The following is a 24,197-nucleotide window of genomic DNA, read 5'->3' as shown; positions in this document are numbered from 1 at the left end:
CCCTGGCGCGGCAGTTGTGGTAGTCTCGCGCAATCATCACCATCAGGGAACCTCATGAACCGTAAGGCCGCCAAAGCCACCATCAGCGATGTCGCCAAAGCTGCGAACACCGGAAAAACCAGCGTTTCGCGCTATCTTAACGGTGAACTGAACGCACTCTCCGTCGACCTCAAAACACGTATTGAACAGGCTATCGCCGCGCTCAATTATCGCCCCAGCCAGATGGCCCGGGGTCTGAAGCGCGGGCGAACCAGGCTTATCGGCCTGATCATCGCCGATATCACTAACCCCTATTCGGTGAATGTATTAAGCGGCATCGAAGCAGCCTGCCGCGCCAGCGGTTTCACCCTGTTGATGTGTAACACCAATAACGAAATCGACCTTGAAAGGCACTATCTCAACCTGCTTAACAGCTATCAGGTGGAAGGGATCGTGGTCAATGCGGTGGGTATGCGCGAAGAGGCGCTGAATCAGCTCCAGCAATCGCTGCTGCCCATGGTGCTGATTGACCGTAAAATTCCGGACTTTGACTGCGATGTGGTGGGGCTGGATAACCGCGCTGCGGCGCTGATGGCCACTGAACATCTGCTGGAGCAGGGCTATCGCGCTCTGTTATTTATCAGCGAACCGCTTGGGCTGGTGAATACGCGGCTCGAGCGCATCCACAGCTTCCGGCAGCGTATGGCGCAGCAGCCTGAGCTGGTGGCGGAGCAGGCTGAAGTTGCCTTAGGCAATAGCGAACAGCTGGAAGCGGTACTGCATGACTTTTACCAGCGCCATCACGCTGCACCCTGTGCAGTTATGGTGGTCAACGGTGCGTTAACACTTCAGGTGGCACGTGCGCTGCGTCGCCTCGATCTCAACTGGGGTGAGCAGCTTGGACTGCTGGGATTTGATGAACTGGAGTGGGCCGAACTGGCCGGGGTGGGCATCACTACCCTGAAACAACCCACCTGGCAAATAGGCTACAGCGCCCTTGAACAGGTACTTAAACGTATCGACGGCGAGGATCATCCGCGCTACGAACGGGTGTTCAGCGGAGAACTGATTGTACGTGGATCAACTCAGGTACTGAGTCAGACCTGATATCTCCACTCTGCTTAAAGCCTCCAGGAATGCGAGGCTTGACCTCGCATCAATTCAGCCTTCAGTGCGCCAGCGGCGGTGGCAGTTCCAGTTTCAGGACTAATTTACTCCCGTCAGCAATCGTCATTTGTACCGTGCTACATTGGCAGGCGCGCAGGAGAGAGTAGTTAAATCGCATGATGACTGCCATCTTCTCCTCGGTAATCAACGGGCTGTAAAATAATGTCTCTTCAATCTGCTGATGAAGCAGCTCCATCTTCTGATGCAGAGATCTCAGCTTTTTATCCTTTTCCTTCATAATGTTACCTTCCATGTTAATTGGTAAAAAAGAGCTAATATCATAGCGCTGACCTGATTCTTTTTTGGTGTTTAATTGCGTTTCTGCCCGTGCAATTTACGCCGCGCACCCTCCTCTTTTAAGACTTTTCTCCGCCTAAAAAAGTGCACATCGTGAGCACGATCATAAATTCCTGTCCTGCTGCTTTCTTTTGGAACCGGTTCCATCTAGGTTTTGATCAGACAGCCAGAACATGCCAGGAGATTCCATGAAAAGAGAAGTCATCGTCGTCACCGCCGCCTATGGCCAAAAGCAGGTTGCAGCCATGGGCGGTCAGCAGGCATTGCTGCCGATTATTGCCGCCGCCGGTGCCGACGGTGTGGAACTGCGCCGTGAACTGTTTAGCGAACAGCAGCTGACAGCATTACCCGCGCTGGCACAGGCCATTCGCGACGCCAGGCTGGTGGCCTTCTATTCGGTTCCCGAAGCACTGTTTATGGAAGATGGCTCATTAAATCCACGGCTCGATCAGCACTTTGCCGAAGCAGAGCAGCTTAACGCCCAGCTACTAAAATATTCACTGGGCCACTACCAGCCTGCTTTCGAATGCGACGAACTGCGTAAAAAACTCGCCGGGAAGAAAGTGCATCTGGTGGTGGAAAACGATCAGACAGACTGCGGGAAACTCTCAGCTCTTGACCGCTTCTTTCACGCGTGTGGAGAGAGCCGCACCTGTAACGGCATGACGTTTGATATGGGGAACTGGCTTTGGGTCGGCGATCGACCGCTGGAAGCCGCCCGGCACTTGAGCAATTACGTCAGCTATATCCATGTCAAAGCCGCCGTCCCTCATGGTGATGGCTGGCGCGCCGTAGCGCTGGATGAGGCCGATAACCTGTGGCGCGAAACGCTTGCCCTGCTGCCGTCAGACGTACCACGCGCCATTGAATTTCCGCTGGAAGGGCCGGATCTGGTGGCCGTCACCCGCCACTATGTTGACCTGCTGCGTGAGGAAAAATTATGAGTATTGATGCTAAAAGCCCGCTGGATGTCGTCACCATTGGCGAAGCAATGGCGATGTTTGTTGCCAACGAGTGTGGCGATCTCGCCAGTGCCAGCCATTTCAGCAAGCGTATTGCCGGAGCTGAACTCAATGTGGCGATCGGTCTGACACGTCTGGGAATGAAAGTGGGTTGGGTCAGCCGTATTGGTGATGATGCCTTTGGGCGCTTTACCTGTCAGCAGCTGGATCTGGAGGGCGTCGATCGTCGTCTGGTGACCACCGATTCGCGTTATCCCACCGGTTTCCAACTGAAATCTAAAGTCGACGATGGATCAGATCCGCTGGTGGAGTACTTCCGCAAAGGCTCTGCCGCCAGCCATCTCTCCGCCGCCGATTTTGATGTTGATTACTTTACCTCCGCGCGTCACCTGCATCTCAGCGGCGTGGCAGCAGCCCTCTCCGACAGCTCGCTGGCGCTGTTACAGCAGGCAGCGCAAGAGATGAAAGCGCAGGGTAAAACCATCTCCTTCGATCCCAATCTGCGCCCGGTGCTGTGGTCAAGTAAAGAGCAGATGGTGAAACAGCTCAACGGCCTGGCGCAGTTTGCTGACTGGGTGCTGCCGGGCATTAAAGAGGGACAGATTCTGACTGGCTTCACTCAGCCAGAGGCCATTGCTGATTTTTACCTGGCGATGGGCGTCAAAGCGGTGGTGATTAAAACCGGCAGCGACGGTGCCTGGTATAAAACCGCCGACGGTGACAGCGGCCAGGTTGCCGCAGTCAAAACCGACAATGTTGTGGATACCGTGGGTGCCGGAGATGGCTTTGCCGTTGGCCTGATCAGCGCCTTACTGGAAGGAAAATCGTTACCTGCGGCGATACTGCGCGGGAACAAAATTGGTTCGCTGGCCATTCAGGCCATCGGTGACAGCGAAGGATTACCGACGCGCGCCGCGCTGGGTGATTTCTAACGCCATCACGACCCGGAAAAACAAACCGCATCGACCCCTACTACAGAATGCGGCCACCGAGGAAGACTCATGAAAAATCAGACAATCGCGCCGAAACGCTGGTGGTATATCATGCCCATCGTGTTTATCACCTACAGCCTGGCGTACCTGGATCGTGCAAACTTTAGCTTTGCCTCTGCGGCGGGCATCAATGAAGACCTGGGCATTACCAAAGGCGTCTCTTCGCTGCTGGGTGCGCTGTTCTTTCTCGGCTACTTCTTCTTCCAGATCCCGGGAGCGATTTATGCTGAACGACGCAGCGTTAAAAAACTGGTGTTCTGGTGCCTGATTTTATGGGGCGTCTGTGCCACGCTGACCGGGCTGGTGAGTAATATCCCGATGCTGGCGGCGATCCGCTTTATGCTGGGCGTGGTGGAAGCGGCTGTAATGCCCGCGATGCTGATCTACATCAGCAACTGGTTTACCAAATCAGAACGCTCGCGCGCCAATACTTTTCTGATCCTCGGTAATCCGGTTACCGTGCTGTGGATGTCCGTAGTTTCCGGCTATCTGATTAACGCTTTCGGCTGGCGTGAAATGTTTATCATCGAAGGTTTCCCGGCGGTGATCTGGGCTGTGGCCTGGTGGTTCCTGGTGCAGGATAAACCGGCGCAGGCCAAATGGCTGAGTGATGCCGAAAAAGCCGCACTTCAGGCGCAGTTACAAAAAGAGCAGGAGAACCTGAAAGCGGTTCGTAACTATGCTGAAGCGTTTAAATCACGCAATGTCATTATCCTCTGTGCCCAGTATTTTGCCTGGAGCATTGGCGTTTACGGTTTTGTACTGTGGCTGCCGTCCATTCTGCGTAACGGTACGCAGATGGGAATGGTGGAGGCGGGCTGGCTGTCGGCGGTGCCATACCTGGCGGCAACTATCGCCATGATTGTGGTCTCCTGGGCATCGGATAAGTTACAAAACCGTAAATTGTTTGTCTGGCCGTTACTGCTGATTGGTGCGCTGGCCTTTTTAGGCTCATATTTGGTAGGGCCGGGTAATTTCTGGCTCTCCTATGCCCTGCTGGTGATCGCCGGGGCTGCGATGTATGCCCCTTACGGGCCATTCTTTGCCATTATCCCGGAAATGCTGCCGCGCAACGTTTCCGGCGGGGCCATGGCGCTGATCAATGCGATGGGTGCGCTGGGTTCCTTCCTCGGTTCCTGGGTGGTGGGCTACCTCAACGGTGCCACCGGCAACCCGTCAGCCTCTTATATCTTTATGGGCAGCGCATTACTGGTTGCCGTCTGGCTGACGCTGATTGTGAAACCGGCCCAGAATAAACAGACGCCGCTGCCCGATGGCGCGAAACACGCTTAATCCATCGACGACCTGAACAGAACAGACAGAGAGAATCGAATGAAACCGAATGTAGTGCTGTATAAATCGTTACCTGAGGATCTGCGCGCACGGCTGGACGAACATTGTCGTGTTACTGAAGTGAACGACTTAAGCCCGGAGACTATCTCAGCTCACGCCGCTGCATTCAGCGAGGCCGAAGGTATTCTGGGTTCAGGTGGCAAAGTGGATGCTGCATTTTTGCAGCATATGCCAAAGCTGCGCGTCGCCTCGACAGTTTCCGTTGGTTACGACAACTTTGACGTGGCCGCGCTGAATGACCGTGGCGTTCTGCTGATGCATACGCCAACGGTACTGACAGAAACCGTGGCGGATACCATGATGGCTCTGGTACTCAGCTCGGCACGCCGGGTGGTTGAGATGGCGGAACGCGTTAAAGCTGGCGAGTGGCAAAAAAGCATCGGCCCCGACTGGTTCGGCATAGATGTTCACCATAAGAAGCTGGGTATCCTCGGCATGGGGCGCATCGGCCTGGCGCTGGCGCAGCGTGCTCATCTCGGCTTCGGTATGCCCATCCTTTACAACGCCCGTAAACAGCATGCGGAAGCTGAACAGCGTTTCGATGCGCAGTATTGCGATCTCGATACGCTGCTGGCTGAGTCCGATTTCCTCTGCATCAGCCTGCCGCTGACGGAGCAGACTCATCATCTGATCGGTCGCGAACAGCTGGCGAAGATGAAGAAAAGCGCGGTGCTGATTAATGCCGGACGTGGCCCGGTTATTGATGAGCAGGCACTGATTGCCGCGTTGAAAGACGGAACTATTCATGCCGCTGGTCTGGATGTGTTTGAGCAGGAACCCCTGCCGGTAAGCTCGGAGCTATTACAGCTGCGTAATGTGGTGGCGCTGCCGCATATCGGCTCGGCCACTCATGAGACGCGCTACGGTATGGCGCAGGATGCGGTGGAGAATCTGATTGCCGCGTTAAGCGGAAAAGTAGAGAAAAACTGCGTTAATCCGCGTTAGAAAGCCCTGCCTGGCCCCAGCAAAATGTGAGGGGCCAGGCACGCCGGATCTGCCTGAGGTTACTCTTTCGCGATAGGGGTTTCGTCGATGGCGACGGTTTCATCACCCTGAATCTGTTTCACACGCTGTTCCACTTTCTGCACTGCGCTGGCATCTTTCAGCAGCGTATAGGTCAGGGTAAATTCAGTGCTCTGGCCCGGTTGCAGCTGTTTAACACGCCCCTGCTCTTTCTCGATAGTGACCGGATAAGCATAGTTCGTACCTGGCTCAATCCCGGTAACGTAGCCCTGTTTCAGGGTGTCGGTATTTTTCCACATGGTCAGCAGCGGAAGCTGGTGAGTATCAAACTCAATCGACGCCCCTTTATCTCCTTTGCTGTTAATTACCGCAGCTACCGTTTTGCCATTACTGTCTGCTTTCGGCGTCAGGTTAAACACCATCTCATCAAAATCTTTGGTCGGTGCACCGTAGACATTCCAGCCATCCAACCCTTTTTTCGCGTAATCATTAAATGGTGATACGGATTTCAACGGCGCGATAAAACGTGCGTCTTTTTCGAGGATCGGTGTGCCAAAGTTGCTGTGATAAATAATCTGGTAGTCGTGCGGGTAGTCCGCCTGGTTGGTCAGCACATCATGCACGGTAAAAGCATCTGAACCGGGTACATAGCGCAGCTCCGTCCAGGTTTCGAGTTTCGCTTTTTTGAAGGTGGTCTCTTTCAGCAGCCCACGGATACGGATCTCGTGGGGAGCTTTATCATCAACGATCACTTCGACTTTTGATGCCGGTGTATTGCCCGCTTTACCGTGCAGCGTATAGATCATGCCGTCTTTAGTTACCGGGTGTCCGGTCCACTCAAAGCCGCAGCGCACCATCATCTCATTAAAACCATCCAGCCAGCCCAGGCCGTTACGGCTTTCAAGGTTCATATAAGCCGGGTTAACCACCTCCTGTACCGGAGAATCCCAGCCGAGGCGCACGCCATGGCCGGTGACTTTTAACAGATCCATGCCGCGGGTCGGACTAAGGCTGATGGTGAGACCATTTTTACTGGTGATTGTCAGGACTTTGGAACCTTCCTGCTTGCCGCCGTGCAGGACTTTTTGCTCAATGCTGAAGCTTTCTCCCCCCAGCTTCAGCTGCTGGCTGTTCATTTGCCAGTTTCCCTTTTCCGTACTGCTTTCAGCATCCGTCAGCAGCCAGGTTTGTGCTGCTGCCTGGCCGCTGATCAGCGCCATTACTACCCCTGCCAGAAGTGTTTTTTTCATGGTTATCGTCCTTTAGCTGAATTGATTAAGCTTTGTGGGAGCTAAGACTACAAACCAGCGCGCAATAAAAACGTGACAGCCATCACCGACTGCTTTTTTCAGCGCTTTTACTTATTTAAACGTGCAGCAGGTCACTAAATTTTGCGTTATATGGCTAAGAATTATTATTTATCGTGATAGTCGTCAGTAATCTGCCAGCGGAAATTAAAACGATTCAGCTTTGATGCTACCGCGCTTGCAGCACAGGAAAAAAAAGAGAGAGGCCACCATGAACAAATGCGATCCCATCCGCTGAATATTGCAATGCCACGGGTGCAGGCGTTAAGGTGGTCTTCCGTGGTAAATAACAAGTGATTAACAGGGTATGAGCTTTTCGGCATTCGGTGACAAATTTACACGCCATTCAGGTATCGCACGTCTGATGGAGGATATGGGTGAAGGTTTGCGTACCCCTGGCGCCGTGATGCTGGGTGGAGGTAACCCCGCCCAGATCCCGGAGATGAACGACTATTTCCATCAGCTGCTGCAACAGATGCTGGATGAAGGCAAGCTGGCAGAGGCTTTGTGCAACTATGATGGCCCGCGTGGCAAAACCTCTCTGCTGGATTCGCTGTCCGCTCTGCTGCGCGAACAGCTGGGCTGGGAGATCGCACCGGAAAATATCGCGCTGACCAACGGCAGTCAAAGCGCCTTCTTCTATCTGTTTAACCTTTACGCTGGCTATCGGACAGACGGCAGCAAAAAACGTGTCCTCTTCCCGCTGGCTCCTGAGTATCTCGGCTATGCCGATGCCGGTCTGGATGAAGACCTGTTTGTATCTACGCGGCCAAATATCGAAATGCTGCCGGAAGGGCAGTTCAAATATCATGTTGACTTTGAACACCTGCATATCGGAGAAGATACAGGCCTGATCTGCGTGTCGCGCCCGACCAATCCTACCGGTAACGTGATCACCGATGAAGAATTACTCAAGCTGGATGCGCTGGCACAGCAGCATGACATTCCGCTGCTGATCGATAATGCCTACGGTGTACCGTTCCCGGGGATTATATTCAGCGAAGCGCGTCCGCTGTGGAACCCGAATATTATTCTGTGTATGAGCCTGTCGAAACTCGGCCTGCCAGGGGTGCGCTGCGGCATTATTATTGCGGATGAAAAGGTCATTACTGCCGTCAGCAATATGAACGGCATTATCAGTCTGGCCCCCGGTAGCGTAGGGCCGGCAATCGCCAATGAGATGATCCAGCGCGGTGACCTGCTGCGTCTGTCAGAAGAGGTGATTAAACCGTTCTACCAGCAGCGCGTTACCGAGACAATCGCGGTTATTCGTCGCCATTTGTCACCCGAACGCTGCCTGATCCATAAACCCGAAGGGGCTATTTTCCTCTGGCTATGGTTTAAAGATCTGCCGATTACCACCGAAGTGCTTTACCAGCGTCTGAAAAAACGCGGCGTACTGATGGTGCCAGGGCACTTCTTCTTCCCGGGGCTGGAACAGGCATGGCCGCATACGCATCAGTGCATGCGCATGAACTATGTGCCGGAGAGCGATAAAATAGAGCAGGGAATTACGATTCTGGCAGAAGAGGTTGAGCGGGCGCACCGCGAAGGGTAACGTGCTGAAGAGAAACAGATAAAACACGGGCCGCCCGCAGGCGACCCGGTAGCAACACCCTGTTACTTCAGGATTTCGATACGGCGAGGTTTATGCGACTCTGGTACTACACGCTCCAGGTCGATATACAGCAGGCCGTTTTCCAGTTTTGCGTGGCGCACATGTACGTGCTCTGCCAGCTGGAATTTGCGCTCAAAGTTGCGTTCAGCAATGCCCTGATAGAGGTAAGTACGCTCCTGCTGGTCGTCCGGATGCGATCCACGTACGCTGAGAAGATTATCATGGGAAGTAATCTCCAGTTCATTCTCAGCAAAACCAGCAACAGCAATTGTAATTCGGTAGTTGTTTTCGCCCACCAGCTCGACGTTGTACGGTGGGTAGCCGCCATTGTTATTGCCCTGGCTCTGGCTGGATTCCAGCAGGTCGATCAGACGGTCAAAGCCAATGGATGAACGATAAAGTGGGGCAAGATCAAAGTTACGCATATTATAGCTCCTGATAATCAGCGAGTTTTCTACCCGTCCTGTTTCAAGTGGTAGCGGCATTGGTTTCACTCGCCTCCGGTCACATAATTATCTATGTTTCCCGGGGCTTGCAGCCTGATTGCCTGTCTACCACCCAAAATAGTTTGGGTAACTGTTAGTGTTATCGGCCCTCCACAATGGACGGGTCGCCGGATCAGAAAACACTGCCCTGTCGGCACAGGTTTTGCTGTCCTTAAAAATAAAATGGTGATGAATCCAATACTTTCAAGGGTCAAAATTGCGATTTTTTTAACCTGAATGCAGCGGATGTCATACACTCAGGGATGAGTTCACCGGGTCATCGTGTCAGCCGCCGCAGAGTGGCCAGAGTTAATCTACACGCCGGTAAAGAATCTCAGCCAGGCTTGCCATGACTGAAGGGATGATAGAGATGAAAGCATTGAAGAAGTGTCATATTGCCGGAATGGTTGCCTGTATTTCGCTGGTCAGTAGCAGCGGTTGCTCAAGCGTAATGATGCACAGCGGCCCCAGCGACGGCTATTATCCCGGAACACGTGCCAGCGCCAGAGTGCTGACCGAAAAAGATAGCGGCTGGGTGATGAAGCCGCTGGCCGCTATCGATCTGCCTTTCTCAGCCGTGCTGGATACCCTGTTACTGCCGCTGGATTATTTCCGTGCGGGCAATAATGATAACGACAGCGACTCACCGCGTGAACGTGTTCGCCGCAGCGAGCAGGCGAATCATACCGACGAAGTGATGTCGCAGACCATGGCACCTTACGCCGCTAATTCACCTGCGCCGTAAATATCTGGCGATAGTCGCTGCCGTCGCGCAGATAGGCCACCGAGCGTCCGTCGGGGGAGAACACCACCGCATCGGCTACCGGCGCAACCTCACTGCGTGCGGTGATGCGCCGCAGTGCTCCGCTGGCGACATCGCACAGGGTGATGCTGTTATCACAGACAAATGCTAACTGGTGCCCGTCAGGATGCCAGCTAAAAGCCGACTGAATATCATGCTCACTATGGGTTATCTGGCGTGGCTCACCGCCCAGCGGGGATACCGTCCACAGCTGCACCACTCCTGTATCATCCTGCATCAGAAACGCTATAGCGCTACCGTCCGGTGAGCTGCGCAGCCAGTGGCGTGGCTGGCTAGCCAGACCCGGGAAGCGGCGATGACTGGTAAAGGTCAGACGACGCTGCTGTACGCCCTTCGGGGGAGCGGGCAGACGCGTTGGTGTCCCTTCCAGCGGCTCATCACCCGCAATGGCGAACGCAGCGTTATTTTCCGGCAGATCAACAATAAACACCTCCGGGACTTTTTCGCCGCCGGGTGACCGCGTATCGCCAATAAAAGCCAGTGCCCAGCGCTGGCGGCTGCCGTCACTGCGCAGATAGCCCTGATTGCCAATCCAGCCCTCTTCATAAGCACGATTGATCTCATCGCTGCCCGGCTGCGGCTGCGCGGTGGTTCGGCTGACCAGCACACAGTAATGGCTGCCGTCATATTCGCGCGGATGATCTTTTGGCGGGCAGACCGCATGCAGCGGCACCGCCACCCCTACGTTACGCAGATCCTGCGTCGCATCCCACTCGTGTATCACATGGTCGTTGTAGGTAAAACTCAGACGCGAGCCGTCCGGGCTGAACACATGCACATGAGAACCGCCGCGTAAGGCACCCGCAGTAAACGGCGGGGTGATATCACAGGCATCAAGATTTTCCGCCACACCCTGCTGAATAATCACACCGCGACGGTGGTGAAAATCATATTTCCACCGGGCGTCCGGGTGTTCAGGCCCATGGATGCAGACATAGCGTGCAGGCAGGTCGGGACTGGCCGTAACCACGCCCACATGAGCACCGTCGCGCGCCTGATACAGCACTTCCGTCACTCCAGTCCGGGCATTCACCCGCTCGATAGTCAGGCCGGTAAAGGAGGCACCGCTCGGGCGCACATCGTAAACCAGCCACTGGCTGTCAGCTGTCCAGACGTTAATATTGGTCAGCTGATGATGACGCGGAGCAAAGGTAAGCTGTTTTTCTTTCATGGCAGGAAGCCCTTAACACGGTTTTGTTCAGGGTAATGCATTCGGCGGATTTAGGGTATCCGCCGTCTGTCGGGCAGGGGAAAATTACAGGACAAATTTCTCAATGGCGACAGCAACGCCATCTTCACGGTTGGATTTAGTGACAAACTGCGCAATGGCTTTCACGGAGTCGATACCGTTGCCCATTGCCACGCCGGTACCGGCAAATTCCAGCATCGCGAGGTCATTTTCCTGGTCGCCCAGCGCCATGACCTCCTCTGGCTGCAAACCAAGCAGATCGGTCAGCGCTTTTACCCCGGCCCCTTTATTCACCTGTTTATTCAAAATCTCCAGGAAATAAGGCGAGCTTTTCAGCAGGGTATTGCGCGAACGCGCCTCCTCAGGGATCCGGGCAATCGCAGCATCCAGCAGTTCCGGCTCATCAATCATCATTATCTTCGGGAAGGTCATGGACGCATCCATCTCTTCCACCGGGCGATAACGCAGCGGGATGCCGGTCAGACTGGCTTCATGAATGGTGTAGCGGCTGATATCTTTATTGGCGGTATACAGATGAGTCTGCGTCAGCGCCTGAAAATGTACCCCGAGATCGCGCGCCATCTGCTCGTAATAAAGATAGTCGTCAAAGCTGACCGCCACTTCCGCCACGCACTCACCGGTATCGGCTTTTTGTACCAGCGCACCATTATTGCTGATGCAATACTGGCCTTCCTGTCGCAGACCCAGCTCTTCCAGGTAGCGCTGGATACCGATAAAAGGCCGGCCTGTTGCCAGCACCACCGCCACGCCTTTGTCGCGTGCCGCCTGAATGGCCTGTTTAACTCGCGGCGTAATCTCGTGCTGCGGGTTCAGCAGCGTGCCGTCCATATCAATCGCAATCAGTTTAATCGCCATACCACCCTCGTTAGCTAACAGTTTGTTACCATGCTAGCGCGATTCAGTTCACGAAGACCAGCCTGATAACCGAATGAACGGTACCGCGCTTATCAGTGACGCGTCGCCAGCGGTTTATTCACAAAGAAGCCGTAGCTGATAGCACCCAGCATCAGTAACCCGGCCCCCAGCAGGAACACATTGGTAAATTTACCGGTCATATCCAGAATCACCCCGGTGACAATCGGTGCCATTGCCGCACCGAGGAAGCCGCCGAAGTTCTGAATCGCCCCCAGCGAAGCAACCTGATCTTTCGGTGCAATATCGGTTGCCAGCGTCCAGATAGCGCCCTGCGGCATCTGTGAACAGAAATAGCCCAGCGAAAGCAGAGTAATTGCCAGCGGCGTGCTGTCCACGAAGGGAATTGGCGCCACAAAGCAGGCTGCCAGCGCTGCACCGGCAACAATCGGTATCTTACGTGCATGAATTGCTTTCATCCCGCTGCGTACCAGTTTGTCGGAGAGCATTCCCCCCACCAGCACGCCGAGAATCCCGGCAAAGAAAGGAATCGAGGCGATCCAGCCGGTCTGCTTCAGGCTGAAACCGAGTGATTTCTCCAGATAGCTTGGCAGCCAGGTAAGATAGACCCAAATGGTGAACATTATTGAGAAGTTGCCGATCACCATAAACCAGGTAGTGCGATGCTTAAACAGGGCGCCCCAGCTGGTTTTTACCTGTTTTTCCCCCGCAGCGGTCACGCTACGGTGACCGGCATGAATCAGCGCATCTTCGCGAGCGTCCGGGTCGCGGTAGAATTTCCACCATGCCAGCATCAGCGGCAGGCCCATCAGCCCAATTGCCATAAACATGCCGCGCCAGCCGAAACTCAGCAGCAGCACGGTCAGGATTGGCGGTGCTACGGCGTTAGCAATCTGCGAGCCGGTATTGATGATCGACGTCGGCAGGCCGCGCTCTTTATCGCCAAACCAGCGATGGGTGATCTTAATGCCCGAGGTAAAGAACGGCGATTCGGAGATCCCCAGCAGCATGCGCAGGCCATAAAACACCGAGTAGCTGTTTACAAAGGCAGCAAGGAAGGTGAAGCCCGACCACAGCCCCAGCGCCCAGGAGAACATCCGTTTGGGGCCGAATTTATCCACCAGCCAGCCCGCAGGCAGATTTGCCAGCGCATAGGGCCAGAGGAAGGCGGAGAGCAGCAGCCCCATCTCCGTCTGCGAGAAACCGAATTCAGCGGCGATGGTGGTATTGGCGATACTGAGGTTGGCGCGGTCAAGGTAGTTCACCACCGCAGCCAGCAGCAGGATCAGAATAATGCCCCAGCGCAGGCGCGAGATCTGCGGCGGGTTAGCGGTCAGCGGCTGTGCGCCGGTGGCAGTAACAGAGGTGTCTTTCATGATGATTTCTCGTCAGTAAACAGGCTCAGGTGGATTTTTATAACCGCTTTGCGGATGCGGGAAACACCGTGGGTCTGGCAACAGGGGCGATGAACATCATGGGGAAACAGCACCACAAAAGTGTCAGCTTCCAGCGCAATCATCGATTCATTATGGGTGTGCTGATAGAAAACAATATCGTGCTGCGCTGCGCGATCGTCGACCACTACATGATCGGGATGCGCACGCGCCACGCCGATGGTCTCTTCACCGGAGAGCAGATACTGAATATCAGCATACTGAAAATGCGATTCGGCGCGCATCTCGCTGGCCGGAACGGTTTCCATTGTCTGATAGAGGCAGAACATTTTGTTATCGGGCAGAATCTCGAACTTACCGGGTTCAAGCGTTGAAAAATCCGTTTTGATAATCCATTCCACAGCCTGGTTAATCACCGGATGCAGGGTATGACTCTCCCTCGCCCAGTCGTTGCGATCGCAAAAAATCATAATGGTAATTCCCGTATTGTTATTTAATTAGCGGGTTGTGAGGTACAGCGGGCAGCCCTGGTAGCGCTGCCCGGCGCGAAGGTTAGCCCGCGATTTTCTTTTGCCACAGCGCAGTACCCTGCCGGATTTGATCCAGCAGTACGCTAAGGCCCCAGAATTTTTCCAGCACATTATCTTTGTTGACGCGGCAGAACTCGCTGCTGAAGGTTCCGAGCTGCTGGTGATAAACTTTGGCGTTTTTCGGGTAGCCGAGGGTTTCGGTTACCGCAGACAGCGACAGGAACAGCGACAGCTCCTGGGCTTTCTCAGGCTGCTCTGCGCCGTGATGGTAGAGCCAGTGATACAGCTCAGGATGGAAGTTGGTAAATACCCCGCTGAACCCTTTTGAGCCGGACTGAATGGCTGGCCAGGCAATGGCGGCGTTGGCATTAATAATATTGAACGGCGTGCCTTCGGCCAGTTTCACGCGGCGCTGCACGGTTGGCAGGTCGCAGCTCACGTCCTTCAGCACCACAAAGCGCCCGCTGTTGGCACAGAAGCTGAACTCTTCATCGGTCAGCAGACGACGATATGGCGCAGGGCACTCATACAGACCCAGCGGCATACTGACCGGCAGCGCCTCCAGCAACGCATTCAGCGTGGAGAAGAAGACCTCGCTGCCCTCATTTTTCGGATCCAGATGGTTGGTCACCAGCACCAGGGCATCGATGCCGGTATACGCCATTGCGCTCAGTTCTTCAATCTGCGCATCCAGCGCATCGCTGATATGACCGGAAGCGATAACCGGCACACGCCCCTGCACTTTTTCCACCACAAACTTCGCCAGATCCACGCGCTCGCTCAGAGTCAGGAACTGCATCTCACTTGACTGGCAAACGGCAAACAGTGCATCCACGCCCTGCGTCAGATACCAGTTAATCAGCCGCTCAAGGCCCGGGTAGTCAATCTGGTTGTCAGGGGTAAACGGCGTTAGCATGACCGGAACAATGCCTTCAATCTTCTTCATTTGGATCTCCTGAAGCAGCAATGCTGCATAAAAGTCAGTCGGCTTTAGCGCTGCGCCAGTCGCGCAACCACCTGAGGGTGATCGGGCATATTTGATGCCCCTTCGCGTTCTACCGCCAGTGAAGCAAACGCCGCGGCATAGGTGGCCGCCTGCGCAATAGTTTGTCCGTTCGCCAGGGCCGCAGCGAAAGCACCGTTAAAGGCATCGCCGGCACCGGTGGTATCTACGCTGAGTGCCGGAAACGCGGCAATATGCTGAAACTGCCCGTTCTCAAGGATCAGCGCGCCGCGTGAACTCATGGTGATAATTACCCGCTTTGCGCCCTGCCGCACTATCGCCAGGGCCGCTTCTTTCGCACTGTCGAGGTCATTAACCTCCACCCCTGAGAGCAGCGAGGCCTCGGTTTCATTTGGCGTAAGTACATCCACATATTGCAGGCACGCCAGCGCATCTGCTGAGAAGGGTGCCGGATTCATAATCACGCGCACGCCGAGGGTGGTGGCCAGTTTCATGGCATTCAGCGTTGCGGAAAAATTGTTTTCCAGCTGCACCAGCAGCACATCAGATGCGGCCAGTTCGTGGGTCATCTCCGCCACTTCCCCATCCGTCAGGGTTTTGTTCGCGCCGGAATAGATAGCGATCATGTTTTCGCCATCCTGCTGCGACACATAGATAATCGCGTTACCCGTTGGCTCCACTTCACTTTGATACAGCCTGAAAGAGTGAATATCAGACGCCGACAGATGGTCGAAAGCGAACTGGCTGAACTGATCGGTGCCCACTTTAGAGACAAAGTGCACGCGCGCCCCGGCGCGGCTGGCTGCCATTGCCTGGTTTGCCCCTTTTCCTCCCGGCCCCAGGGTGCTCCCCAGTGCCAGCAGCGACTCCCCTCCTTTCGGAAAGCGCGCCACTTTCGCCACGATATCGACGTTAAATGAACCGAGAATACATACCCGGCCCTTAGTCCGGGTGCTATCACGCGGTGCCGACCGCTGACGCTGGCCCTCCAGCCGCTGCAACAGCACCTCAAAGTTGCCGCCGGTTTCCGAAATCAGTTTTGCCTGCAGGTTGCGACGTATTACCATCGCTCCACCATGACAGCGCTGGATCATCCCCTGCGTTGCCAGTGCCGCCAGATCGCTCCGGATAGTCTCTTTAGAGACGCTAAACGCGGTGGCAAGCCAGGCAACGCTCAGGCTGTCATGCTGGTCGAGATAATCAAGAATGCTGTTACGCCGTTGTTCCAGATACATAGTGACCTCTTGCTAAGGAGTAGCCTAAGGGAGCACGGATAGTTTAAAAGTGATAGCGGTCATAGCGCACGGGTAAAAACGGAAGCAAACGGAAGAGAAACCAAAAGGTTATCCACAGACAGCGCCAATTACAGGTGAGACAGACGGCAGACTATGCAAAAAAAACTTCAGCAGGCTTAATTTTCTACCTCTTTGGGTCGCTTTTCCTGGTTAACCTTAACGTTTAAATCCCGGGATAGTTATGAACCATGAATTTTATCTTCGCATAAGCAACATCTCTAAAAAGACCGTTAAAAAGAAAATCGTGCTTTTTTTTGGGCGAGAGACTTTTAGTGACAACACGAAATACTTATATCTGAAGGCTCTGGAAGAACAATCTGACTTTCAATGCATATGGTGTAGCTGTGAGGAAACTTTAATAGCAACGTTAAAAGAAAAAAACCTCCCCTGCCACCTCATTAGTAATGATACATTCCAGGAAACAATCAATTTATTTTTATCTGCCGCTGTGGCACTGTTTTCTGTTAATCCATCACAGAGTTTATATGGTAGTGAAGAGATATTTTCAGCCCTTCAGGGAGCGAAACACTTTCAGCTATGGCATGGCGTTTCAGTTAAACATCTCTTATTAACTTTAACGCCACATCTGAATTTAATGGATTATGACTTCCGCAGGTCAGTTGACTTTGCATCACAAGCAGACTGCATATTAAGTACTTCATCACACCTTGATCGCCACTTTAACGCCTTTTTTGGCTGTAAACGCATTGTCAGAGCGGGCTACCCACGCAATGAAGTGATCAAAAGGCCAGCCACTGAGCATGAGTTAATAGGCAGTGAGCTGCCACCTTCGGTGTTGAAAACACTGGAAAACAGCACGCTGAAAAAGGTTTTTTTCGCCCCGACCTGGCAGCGTGAAGAGTCGAATTTGATTACTTCAGATCCCGATTTTCTGAAGAAGGTGGCTATATTGTGTAAAAAAAACAATGCGGAACTATTTATTAAATCACACCCAATGATTATTAATGATGACAAGACAAGAAAACTCCCAGGAAATATAACATTCCTCAATGCTTCATTAGATATCTACCCTCATTTAAATAAATTTGATTTATTGATCACAGATTACTCATCTATTCTGTTCGATTTCCTTTTAACCGAAAAACCTATTCTTCGGCTAGAGATCAATAGCGGCGAACATAGAAGGTATGAGCCGGATTTCAGTCTGGTACCAGACATTGACTTCGCCTACCAGTTTAACAAAAAAAATATTGAACAGGTGTTTAAACAGGCTCTGGAAAACGATGTTAAACAGGCTGATCGCCAAAAGATGGCCGCCGCGCTGTATGAAACCGAGGTGCTGCAATCCAGTTCATCGCTGATACGATTCTTGCAGAGTGAAGTAAAAACGGCAGTTGATGCCAGCCAGCAGTTTACGGTTGAACAGTATTGATGCACTAAGCATAAGGGGGGTTATTAAGGATCGCGGACGAAAAAAAAGCAGACCCGAAGGTCTGCTTTCTCTGATGATACCGTCACTGACGATTAAATATCGATGTTCGCCGCGCGCAGGGCGTTCTCTTCGATAAAGGCACGGCGTGGTTCCACCGCATCGCCCATCAGGGTAGTGAACAGCTGGTCAGCAGCGACTGCATCACGAATGGTAACGCGCAGCATACGACGACTGTCCGGATCCATGGTGGTTTCCCACAGCTGATCCGGGTTCATTTCGCCCAGTCCTTTATAGCGCTGAACCGTCAGACCACGGCGTGACTCTTTCACCAGCCACTCCATTGCCTGCTCGAAGCTGTCAATCGGCTGGCGACGTTCGCCACGTTCGATAAACGCATCTTCTTCGATCAGACCACGCAGGCTTTCACCCAGGCCACAGATTTTACGGTATTCGCCGCCGAGCATAAAATCAGTATCCAGCGCGTAATCGGTATCCACACCGTGAGTACGGATGCGCAGCACTGGCTCAAAAATGTGCAGTTCGCGGTTTTCACGTACCAGACCGCTGTAGCTGCTGCCGTGCTGGTCGTTGTCGTTAAGATATTTCACCAGCCCGTCCATCCACTCCTGCACCGGCGCTTCAGCGGCCAGTTCAGTCAGCGTCGGATGGTAGATCAGCGCATTCAGCAGGGCGACCGGATAACGGCGCTCCATACGTTTGATCATCTTACGCGTGCTGTTGAACTCTGATACCAGGTCTTCCAGCGGCTTACCGCCCAGTGCCGGAGCGCTGGCGTTAGCGTGCAGCGTCGCACCATCAAGTGCGATGGAGATCTGGTACTGATCCATTGCGTCATCATCTTTGATGTACTGCTCCTGCTTACCTTTTTTCACCTTATACAGCGGCGGCTGTGCGATATACACATGGCCGCGTTCGATGATTTCTGGCATCTGACGATAGAAGAAGGTCAGCAGCAGCGTACGGATATGCGAACCATCGACGTCCGCATCGGTCATGATGATGATGCTGTGATAACGCAGTTTGTCCGGGTTGTATTCGTCACGGCCAATGCCGCAGCCCAGCGCGGTGATAAGCGTTGCCACTTCCTGCGAAGCAAGCATCTTGTCGAAGCGCGCTTTCTCCACGTTAAGGATTTTACCTTTCAGCGGCAGGATTGCCTGGTTTTTACGGTTACGCCCCTGCTTGGCAGAGCCGCCCGCAGAGTCCCCTTCCACCAGGTAGATTTCAGAGAGTGCCGGGTCGCGTTCCTGACAGTCAGCCAGTTTACCTGGCAGGCCAGCCAGATCCAGCGCACCTTTACGACGGGTCATTTCACGTGCGCGACGCGCCGCTTCACGGGCACGGGCTGCATCAATGATCTTACCCACAACGATTTTGGCATCGCCCGGATGTTCCAGCAGATACTCAGCCAGTCGTTCGTTCATCTGCTGCTCAACCGCCGTTTTCACCTCAGAAGAGACCAGTTTGTCTTTGGTCTGTGAGGAGAACTTCGGATCCGGAACTTTCACTGAGACAACAGCAATCAGGCCTTCGCGCGCATCGTCACCGGTGGCGCTGACTTTGGCTTTTTTGCTGTAGCCTTCTTTGTCCATATAAGCATTCAGGGTACGGGTCATCGCGGTACGGAAACCGACGAGGTGAGTACCACCATCACGCTGAGGAATGTTGTTGGTAAAGCAGTAGATGTTTTCCTGGAAACCATCGTTCCACTGAAGCGCCACTTCCACACCAATGCCGTCTTTCTCAGTGGAGAAATAGAACACATTCGGGTGGATCGGGGTTTTGTTCTTATTCAGATACTCAACAAACGCTTTGATACCACCTTCATAGTGGTAGTGGTCGCTTTTACCATCGCGCTTATCTTCCAGTCTGATGGAAACACCAGAGTTCAGGAATGACAGCTCACGCAGGCGCTTTGCCAGAATTTCGTACTCAAACTCTCTGACATTGGTAAAGGTCTGATGGCTTGGCCAGAAACGCACGCGTGTACCGGTCAGCTCGGTTTCACCGCTAACCGCCAGCGGGGCCTGAGGCACGCCGTGAACGTAGATCTGCTGATGTACTTTACCATCACGACGAATAGTCAGTTCCAGCTTTTCCGACAGGGCGTTAACCACGGAAACACCAACGCCGTGCAGGCCGCCGGAAACTTTATACGAGTTATCGTCGAATTTACCGCCCGCATGCAGCACGGTCATGATTACTTCAGCGGCAGAAATGCCTTCTTCTTCATGGATACCGGTTGGAATACCGCGTCCGTCATCCTGTACTGACACAGAGTTATCTGCATGAATAGTGACAACAATATCGGAGCAGTGACCGGCGAGTGCTTCGTCAATGGCGTTATCCACGACCTCAAATACCATGTGATGCAGACCGGTACCGTCATCCGTATCGCCGATATACATACCCGGGCGCTTGCGTACCGCATCCAGCCCCTTGAGAACTTTGATACTGGAAGAGTCATAAGAATTCGACATCAACTTTTCTCGCTCGTTTAATCTTCAGGTTGAACCACTATTTTACCTTGTTCTACAGTGAACATCTTGCCCTTTTCATCAGTCATATCGAAGACATGCTCGAATGCTATGGCACTGACAAAAACCTGGGCCTGAGTGGCTTTTAAACGCGCAGCCAGCAGGTGGCGACGCGTTTCGTCCAGCTCAGAGGCAAAATCATCTATCAGATACAGGCAACGTCGCCCGTTCTGTCGGGTGAGAAACTCACCCTGCGCCAGCCTCAGGGCGCACATCAGCAGCTTTAACTGGCCGCGTGATAGCAAATCTTCCACCGGCGTTCCCTCTGCGCGAATTCGAAAATCCGCTTTGTGAGGACCGCTGGCGGTATAGGTTAATGCGCGATCGCGCTCAAACTGACGTTCGAGCAGTTCGGCATAATCACTCTCTTTGTCCCAGCCGCGTTGATAAGAGAAACTCAGCTGGAACTCCGGCAAAAACTGCGCGCAGGTGGCATTAATATCCGCCGCTATCGCCTCGCTGTAGGCCGCACGCCACTGGCTTATTTGTTCGGCCAGCGGTGCCAGTTCCTGATCCCAGGCGCGGATCTGCTGATAGCGCGAGACCTGACGCAGAGCAGCATTACGCTGTTTCAACAGGCGCTTAAGGTTGCTCCAGGCGATGAAAAAACCCGGTTCATTGTGAAAGCAGCCCCAGTCTATATAGGCGCGCCGATATTTCGGCCCACCGTTCAGCAGGGTAAAACCTTCCGGCGTGATCAGCTGCATTGGCAGCATCTGCGCCAGTTCGGCCACTTTATGGCCGTCGCTGCCGTCTACCCGCACCCGGCTGTCACCGACGCGGTTTTTCGTCAGCCCCACTGACACTTCTCTTTCCGCCCCGGCAATGCGCCCATGCAGTACAAAGGCATCCTGCTCGTGACGAATGACTCTGCCCGCCTGCAAACTGCGGAAGGCGCGGCCATGGCCGAGGGTGTAAATCGCTTCCAGCACGCTGGTTTTACCGCTGCCGTTCGGCCCAACCAGAAAGTTAAATCCGGGGGCAAGTGCCAAATCCGCGTTTTCGATATTACGGAAGTTTTTGATAAGCAGGCGGGTTAAAGCCATAAAGAAGTTATTCCGCGAACAGTGAACCAGAGGATTTTTGCTTTTCGCTACCAGCCAGGGCGTCAACGGCGCAGGCAGTTTGCTAACGGCCAGTGCACAGCCACCGCAGCGTACTGAATTACGAGAGGATGGCGAGCACTGCCCGGGGGCAAAATGGCAAGCAAGTTAGCCCGATATATCAAAGCCTCATCGGCATGACGACGTAGGCAGCGCTTTGACTTGCCGCATCTTCAATCTGTACGCTGGAAACCGAATCGGTGAGCAGCAGCCGCACGTTCTCGCACTTCAGCGCGTTCAGAACATCCAGTACATAGCTTACGTTGAAGCCGATTTCAAGATCGGTGCCACCATAGGTCACATCGAGTATCTCTTCCGCTTCTTCCTGTTCCGGGTTATTTGCAGTGATTTTCAACTGATTTTCACTGATATAGAGGCGAACTCCACGGAACTTCTCATTCGAGAGGATCGCTGCCCGGGCAAATGCCTGCTTCAGCAAATCACAGCCTGCGTCGAGGGTTTTATCCGGATTCTTCGGCAATACACGGCGATAATCCGGGAAACGACCATCAACCAGCTTTGAGGTGAAAATAAAGTCACCCACATGTGCGCGGATATTGTTACTGCCTATCTGCACCTGCAATGGCGTATCACCACCGTCCAGCAGACGCACCAGCTCAATGACCCCTTTACGCGGAACGATCACCGAATGGCTTGGCAACTGCTGGCCCACCGGCATTGAACAAACCGCCAGGCGGTGACCATCGGTAGCCACCGTGCGCAGCTCTTCGCCTTCTGTCTCAAACAGCATACCGTTCAGATAATAACGCACGTCCTGATGCGCCATTGAGAACTGCGTGGCCTCTATCAGACGCTTCATTGTCGCCTGTGGCAGGGTAAATTCAACCTCGCTCTGCCAGTCATCCAGATTCGGGAAGTCGCTGGCAGGCAGCGTGGAGAGCGAGAAACGGCTGCGGCCTGAGCGCACCAGCATTCTTTCGCCATCCAGAATCACCGTGATCTCAGCGCCTTCCGGCAGACCACGGCAGATATCAAAGAATTTTCGCGCGGGTACGGTGGTGGCACCTGGCTCGTGGTCTTGCGTCAGCGCAACGCGGGCAACCATTTCCATTTCCAGATCGGTGCCTGTCAGCAGCAGCGTACCTTCATTAACCTGCAATAACAGGTTGCCGAGAATGGGCAGCGTCGGACGACCGCCTAATGGGCTGCTAACTTGCTGTAACGGCTTGAGTAAACGCTCACGTTCTACAATAAATTTCATAGTCAGGAAGATAATGTTCTGATTAGATTTGAGAAATCTTCTTTAATGTCATGACTCTCTTCACGCAACTGCTCGATTTTGCGGCAGGCATGTAGCACTGTAGTGTGGTCACGACCCCCGAAAGCATCACCGATTTCCGGCAGGCTGTGGTTGGTCAGCTCCTTGGCCATCGCCATCGCCATTTGACGCGGGCGGGCAACCGATCGGGAGCGTCGCTTCGACAGCAGATCGGCAACTTTAATTTTATAATACTCAGCAACGGTCTTCTGAATATTATCGATGGTTACCAGCTTCTCCTGCAATGCCAGCAGGTCGCGTAATGCTTCGCGCACAAAATCGATCGTGATAGCACGGCCGGTAAAGTTAGCGTTGGCGATTACACGGTTCAACGCACCTTCAAGCTCACGCACGTTAGAGCGCAGACGTTTGGCAATAAAGAACGCCACTTCACCCGGCAGGCGAATGTCGTTTTCATCTGCTTTTTTCATCAGGATCGCTACGCGGGTTTCCAGCTCAGGCGGCTCGATCGCCACCGTCAGGCCCCAGCCAAAGCGTGATTTCAGACGATCTTCCACTCCGTTGATCTCTTTCGGATAACGATCCGAGGTCAAAATGATCTGCTGATTACCTTCCAGCAGCGCATTAAAGGTGTGGAAAAACTCCTCCTGCGATCGCTCTTTATTGGCAAAGAACTGAATATCATCGATTAACAATGCGTCAACTGAGCGATAGTAACGTTTAAACTCTTCAATTGCGTTGTTCTGAAGCGCCTTTACCATATCCTGCACAAAGCGCTCGGAGTGCATATACACCACTTTCGCGTTTGGCTTGCGCGCCATGATCCCGTTACCTACCGCGTGCAGCAGGTGCGTTTTACCGAGACCCGTCCCGCCATAAAGGAATAAGGGGTTATAGGCTCCGCCCGGGTTATCAGCCACCTGACGTGCCGCCGCACGTGCCAACTGGTTTGATTTACCCTCAACGAAGTTGTCGAAATTGTGCTTGGTGTTCACATTTGAGCGGTAAGACAGCTCTGCGGGTGCCGGCATGTTATCCCAGCTTGGGCGCATTGGCGCCGGGCGGCTGATAATACCTGGCGAGCTGGCATGTGCCGTAGCCATCGCCGGCTGGCTGATGGTCTGCGCAACCGGTTTGCTGCCCACTTCAAAACGCAGTAAAGGCGCATTCGACCCGCAGAATTCATTTAGCAGGGCATTGATATTATTCAGGTATTTATCCCGAACCCAATCGAGTACAAAACGGTTTGGTGCATACAAGGCCAGCGTATTGTCATTCAATTCGGCCTGCAAGGGGCGCAGCCACATGCTGAATTCTGTGGCAGGTAGCTCATCCTGCAGGCGGGCAAGACACTGTTGCCAAAGCGTAAGTGACACGGCGGACTCCACTCGAAAAAATTCGATAAGAAATAAAAGCGCTGAAGCGATAATTTCATCATTGTTGACGCATGCCGATGAGACACATGCGAACCGCTATCCACGGTTACTCCGCCCGTCCCCGGCAAATCTAATGCTTTAGGGGTAGGATCGACCCGGAGGATCGTTAGCGGAAGGGCGGATCATAGCGTAAAGCGCAGCAGAGATCTTCACTTTCTACACAGTAATGATCCAATTTATCCACAGGCATGTACAGCGGGGATAAGTTTACGCCACCCTGAGCAAAAGGCATTCAGGATCGTCTGCATTCGTCGA

Annotated in this window: 21 protein-coding genes; 8 read left to right on the top strand and 13 right to left on the bottom strand. The window is 53.5% G+C overall.

Annotated features, from left to right (window positions below; genetic code table 11):
- The first annotated feature begins 54 nt into the window (after positions 1–54).
- Positions 55–1,086 (top strand): LacI family DNA-binding transcriptional regulator, encoded by a 1,032-nt coding sequence (locus GN242_RS00105; RefSeq protein WP_156286695.1) that lies wholly within the window; start codon positions 55–57, stop codon positions 1,084–1,086.
- Between the two features lie 61 nt (positions 1,087–1,147).
- On the opposite strand, the gene GN242_RS00100 is transcribed toward GN242_RS00105, so the two are convergent.
- Entirely contained in the window at positions 1,148–1,384 is a 237-nt protein-coding gene (locus GN242_RS00100) for a hypothetical protein (protein ID WP_154753277.1), read from the bottom strand.
- A 247-nt stretch (positions 1,385–1,631) separates the two neighbouring features.
- Between GN242_RS00100 and GN242_RS00095 the strand changes: the two genes are divergently transcribed.
- The 4 genes from GN242_RS00095 (at position 1,632) to ghrB (ending at position 5,695) form a co-directional block, all read left to right on the top strand.
- Positions 1,632–2,387, top strand: coding sequence for a sugar phosphate isomerase/epimerase family protein (locus tag GN242_RS00095; RefSeq protein ID WP_154753276.1), 756 nt, complete (start codon positions 1,632–1,634; stop codon positions 2,385–2,387).
- Positions 2,384–3,337, top strand: coding sequence for a sugar kinase (locus GN242_RS00090; RefSeq protein ID WP_154753275.1), 954 nt, complete (start codon positions 2,384–2,386; stop codon positions 3,335–3,337). The genes GN242_RS00095 and GN242_RS00090 overlap by 4 nt, the downstream gene beginning before the upstream one ends.
- A 69-nt stretch (positions 3,338–3,406) precedes the next feature.
- Entirely contained in the window at positions 3,407–4,690 is a 1,284-nt protein-coding gene (locus tag GN242_RS00085) for an MFS transporter (RefSeq protein WP_154753274.1), read from the top strand.
- 39 nt (positions 4,691–4,729) lie between these two features.
- Positions 4,730–5,695, top strand: coding sequence for a glyoxylate/hydroxypyruvate reductase GhrB (gene ghrB, locus GN242_RS00080; RefSeq protein ID WP_156286694.1), 966 nt, complete (start codon positions 4,730–4,732; stop codon positions 5,693–5,695).
- Between the two features lie 59 nt (positions 5,696–5,754).
- Here ghrB and GN242_RS00075 read toward each other — a convergent pair whose 3' ends face one another.
- Positions 5,755–6,963 (bottom strand): aldose 1-epimerase family protein, encoded by a 1,209-nt coding sequence (locus GN242_RS00075; RefSeq protein WP_156286693.1) that lies wholly within the window; start codon positions 6,961–6,963, stop codon positions 5,755–5,757.
- Positions 6,964–7,327: 364 nt separating this feature from the next.
- Between GN242_RS00075 and GN242_RS00070 the strand changes: the two genes are divergently transcribed.
- On the top strand, positions 7,328–8,578 hold the full coding sequence (locus GN242_RS00070; RefSeq protein WP_156286692.1) for a valine--pyruvate transaminase: 1,251 nt from the start codon (positions 7,328–7,330) through the stop codon (positions 8,576–8,578).
- 62 nt (positions 8,579–8,640) lie between these two features.
- Here the strand turns inward: GN242_RS00070 and ibpA are convergent, their stop codons facing one another.
- On the bottom strand, positions 8,641–9,063 hold the full coding sequence (gene ibpA, locus GN242_RS00065) for a small heat shock chaperone IbpA (protein WP_154753270.1): 423 nt from the start codon (positions 9,061–9,063) through the stop codon (positions 8,641–8,643).
- A gap of 430 nt (positions 9,064–9,493) precedes the next feature.
- Here ibpA and GN242_RS00060 point away from each other — a divergent pair, with 430 nt between their 5' ends.
- Positions 9,494–9,868, top strand: coding sequence for a YceK/YidQ family lipoprotein (locus GN242_RS00060; RefSeq protein WP_154753269.1), 375 nt, complete (start codon positions 9,494–9,496; stop codon positions 9,866–9,868).
- Here GN242_RS00060 and GN242_RS00055 read toward each other — a convergent pair.
- From GN242_RS00055 to GN242_RS00030, 6 genes are all read right to left on the bottom strand, one after another.
- Positions 9,849–11,117: a YidR family protein gene (locus tag GN242_RS00055; RefSeq protein WP_156286691.1), complete on the bottom strand. Its 1,269-nt coding sequence runs from the start codon at positions 11,115–11,117 to the stop codon at positions 9,849–9,851. The two genes, GN242_RS00060 and GN242_RS00055, sit on opposite strands and share 20 nt — an antisense overlap.
- 84 nt (positions 11,118–11,201) lie before the next feature.
- Positions 11,202–12,011, bottom strand: coding sequence for a sugar-phosphatase (gene yidA, locus GN242_RS00050; protein ID WP_156286690.1), 810 nt, complete (start codon positions 12,009–12,011; stop codon positions 11,202–11,204).
- A 92-nt stretch (positions 12,012–12,103) separates the two neighbouring features.
- A complete protein-coding gene (locus GN242_RS00045; protein ID WP_154753266.1) occupies positions 12,104–13,405 on the bottom strand; it encodes an MFS transporter in 1,302 nt (433 codons plus the stop codon).
- Positions 13,402–13,893 carry a NanQ anomerase/TabA/YiaL family protein gene (locus tag GN242_RS00040; RefSeq protein WP_154753265.1) on the bottom strand — a complete coding sequence of 164 codons (492 nt, stop codon included), beginning with the start codon at positions 13,891–13,893 and terminating at the stop codon, positions 13,402–13,404. The genes GN242_RS00045 and GN242_RS00040 overlap by 4 nt, the downstream gene beginning before the upstream one ends.
- An 82-nt stretch (positions 13,894–13,975) precedes the next feature.
- Positions 13,976–14,899, bottom strand: a complete 924-nt coding sequence (locus GN242_RS00035) for a dihydrodipicolinate synthase family protein (protein WP_154753264.1) — start codon at positions 14,897–14,899, stop codon at positions 13,976–13,978.
- Positions 14,900–14,943: 44 nt separating this feature from the next.
- Entirely contained in the window at positions 14,944–16,152 is a 1,209-nt protein-coding gene (locus tag GN242_RS00030) for a PfkB family carbohydrate kinase (protein ID WP_154753263.1), read from the bottom strand.
- Between the two features lie 241 nt (positions 16,153–16,393).
- Between GN242_RS00030 and GN242_RS00025 the strand changes: the two genes are divergently transcribed.
- The gene (locus GN242_RS00025; RefSeq protein WP_154753262.1) at positions 16,394–17,605 is read left to right on the top strand and encodes a CDP-glycerol glycerophosphotransferase family protein; all 1,212 of its coding nucleotides are present in this window, start codon (positions 16,394–16,396) and stop codon (positions 17,603–17,605) included.
- Between the two features lie 92 nt (positions 17,606–17,697).
- On the opposite strand, the gene gyrB is transcribed toward GN242_RS00025, so the two are convergent.
- The 4 genes from gyrB to dnaA form a co-directional block, all read right to left on the bottom strand.
- Positions 17,698–20,106 (bottom strand): DNA topoisomerase (ATP-hydrolyzing) subunit B, encoded by a 2,409-nt coding sequence (gyrB, locus tag GN242_RS00020; protein WP_154753261.1) that lies wholly within the window; start codon positions 20,104–20,106, stop codon positions 17,698–17,700.
- A gap of 17 nt (positions 20,107–20,123) precedes the next feature.
- On the bottom strand, positions 20,124–21,209 hold the full coding sequence (gene recF / locus GN242_RS00015; RefSeq protein ID WP_154753260.1) for a DNA replication/repair protein RecF: 1,086 nt from the start codon (positions 21,207–21,209) through the stop codon (positions 20,124–20,126).
- Between the two features lie 178 nt (positions 21,210–21,387).
- Positions 21,388–22,488: a DNA polymerase III subunit beta gene (dnaN, locus tag GN242_RS00010; protein WP_154753259.1), complete on the bottom strand. Its 1,101-nt coding sequence runs from the start codon at positions 22,486–22,488 to the stop codon at positions 21,388–21,390.
- Between the two features lie 2 nt (positions 22,489–22,490).
- Positions 22,491–23,882, bottom strand: coding sequence for a chromosomal replication initiator protein DnaA (dnaA, locus tag GN242_RS00005; protein WP_156286689.1), 1,392 nt, complete (start codon positions 23,880–23,882; stop codon positions 22,491–22,493).
- Positions 23,883–24,197: the final 315 nt, after the last annotated feature.

The organism is Erwinia sorbitola (assembly GCF_009738185.1).
Taxonomy (GTDB): domain Bacteria; phylum Pseudomonadota; class Gammaproteobacteria; order Enterobacterales; family Enterobacteriaceae; genus Erwinia; species Erwinia sorbitola.
The sequence above is the reverse complement of the archived record's forward strand: the minus strand, read 5'-3'. Positions and strand labels throughout refer to the sequence as shown.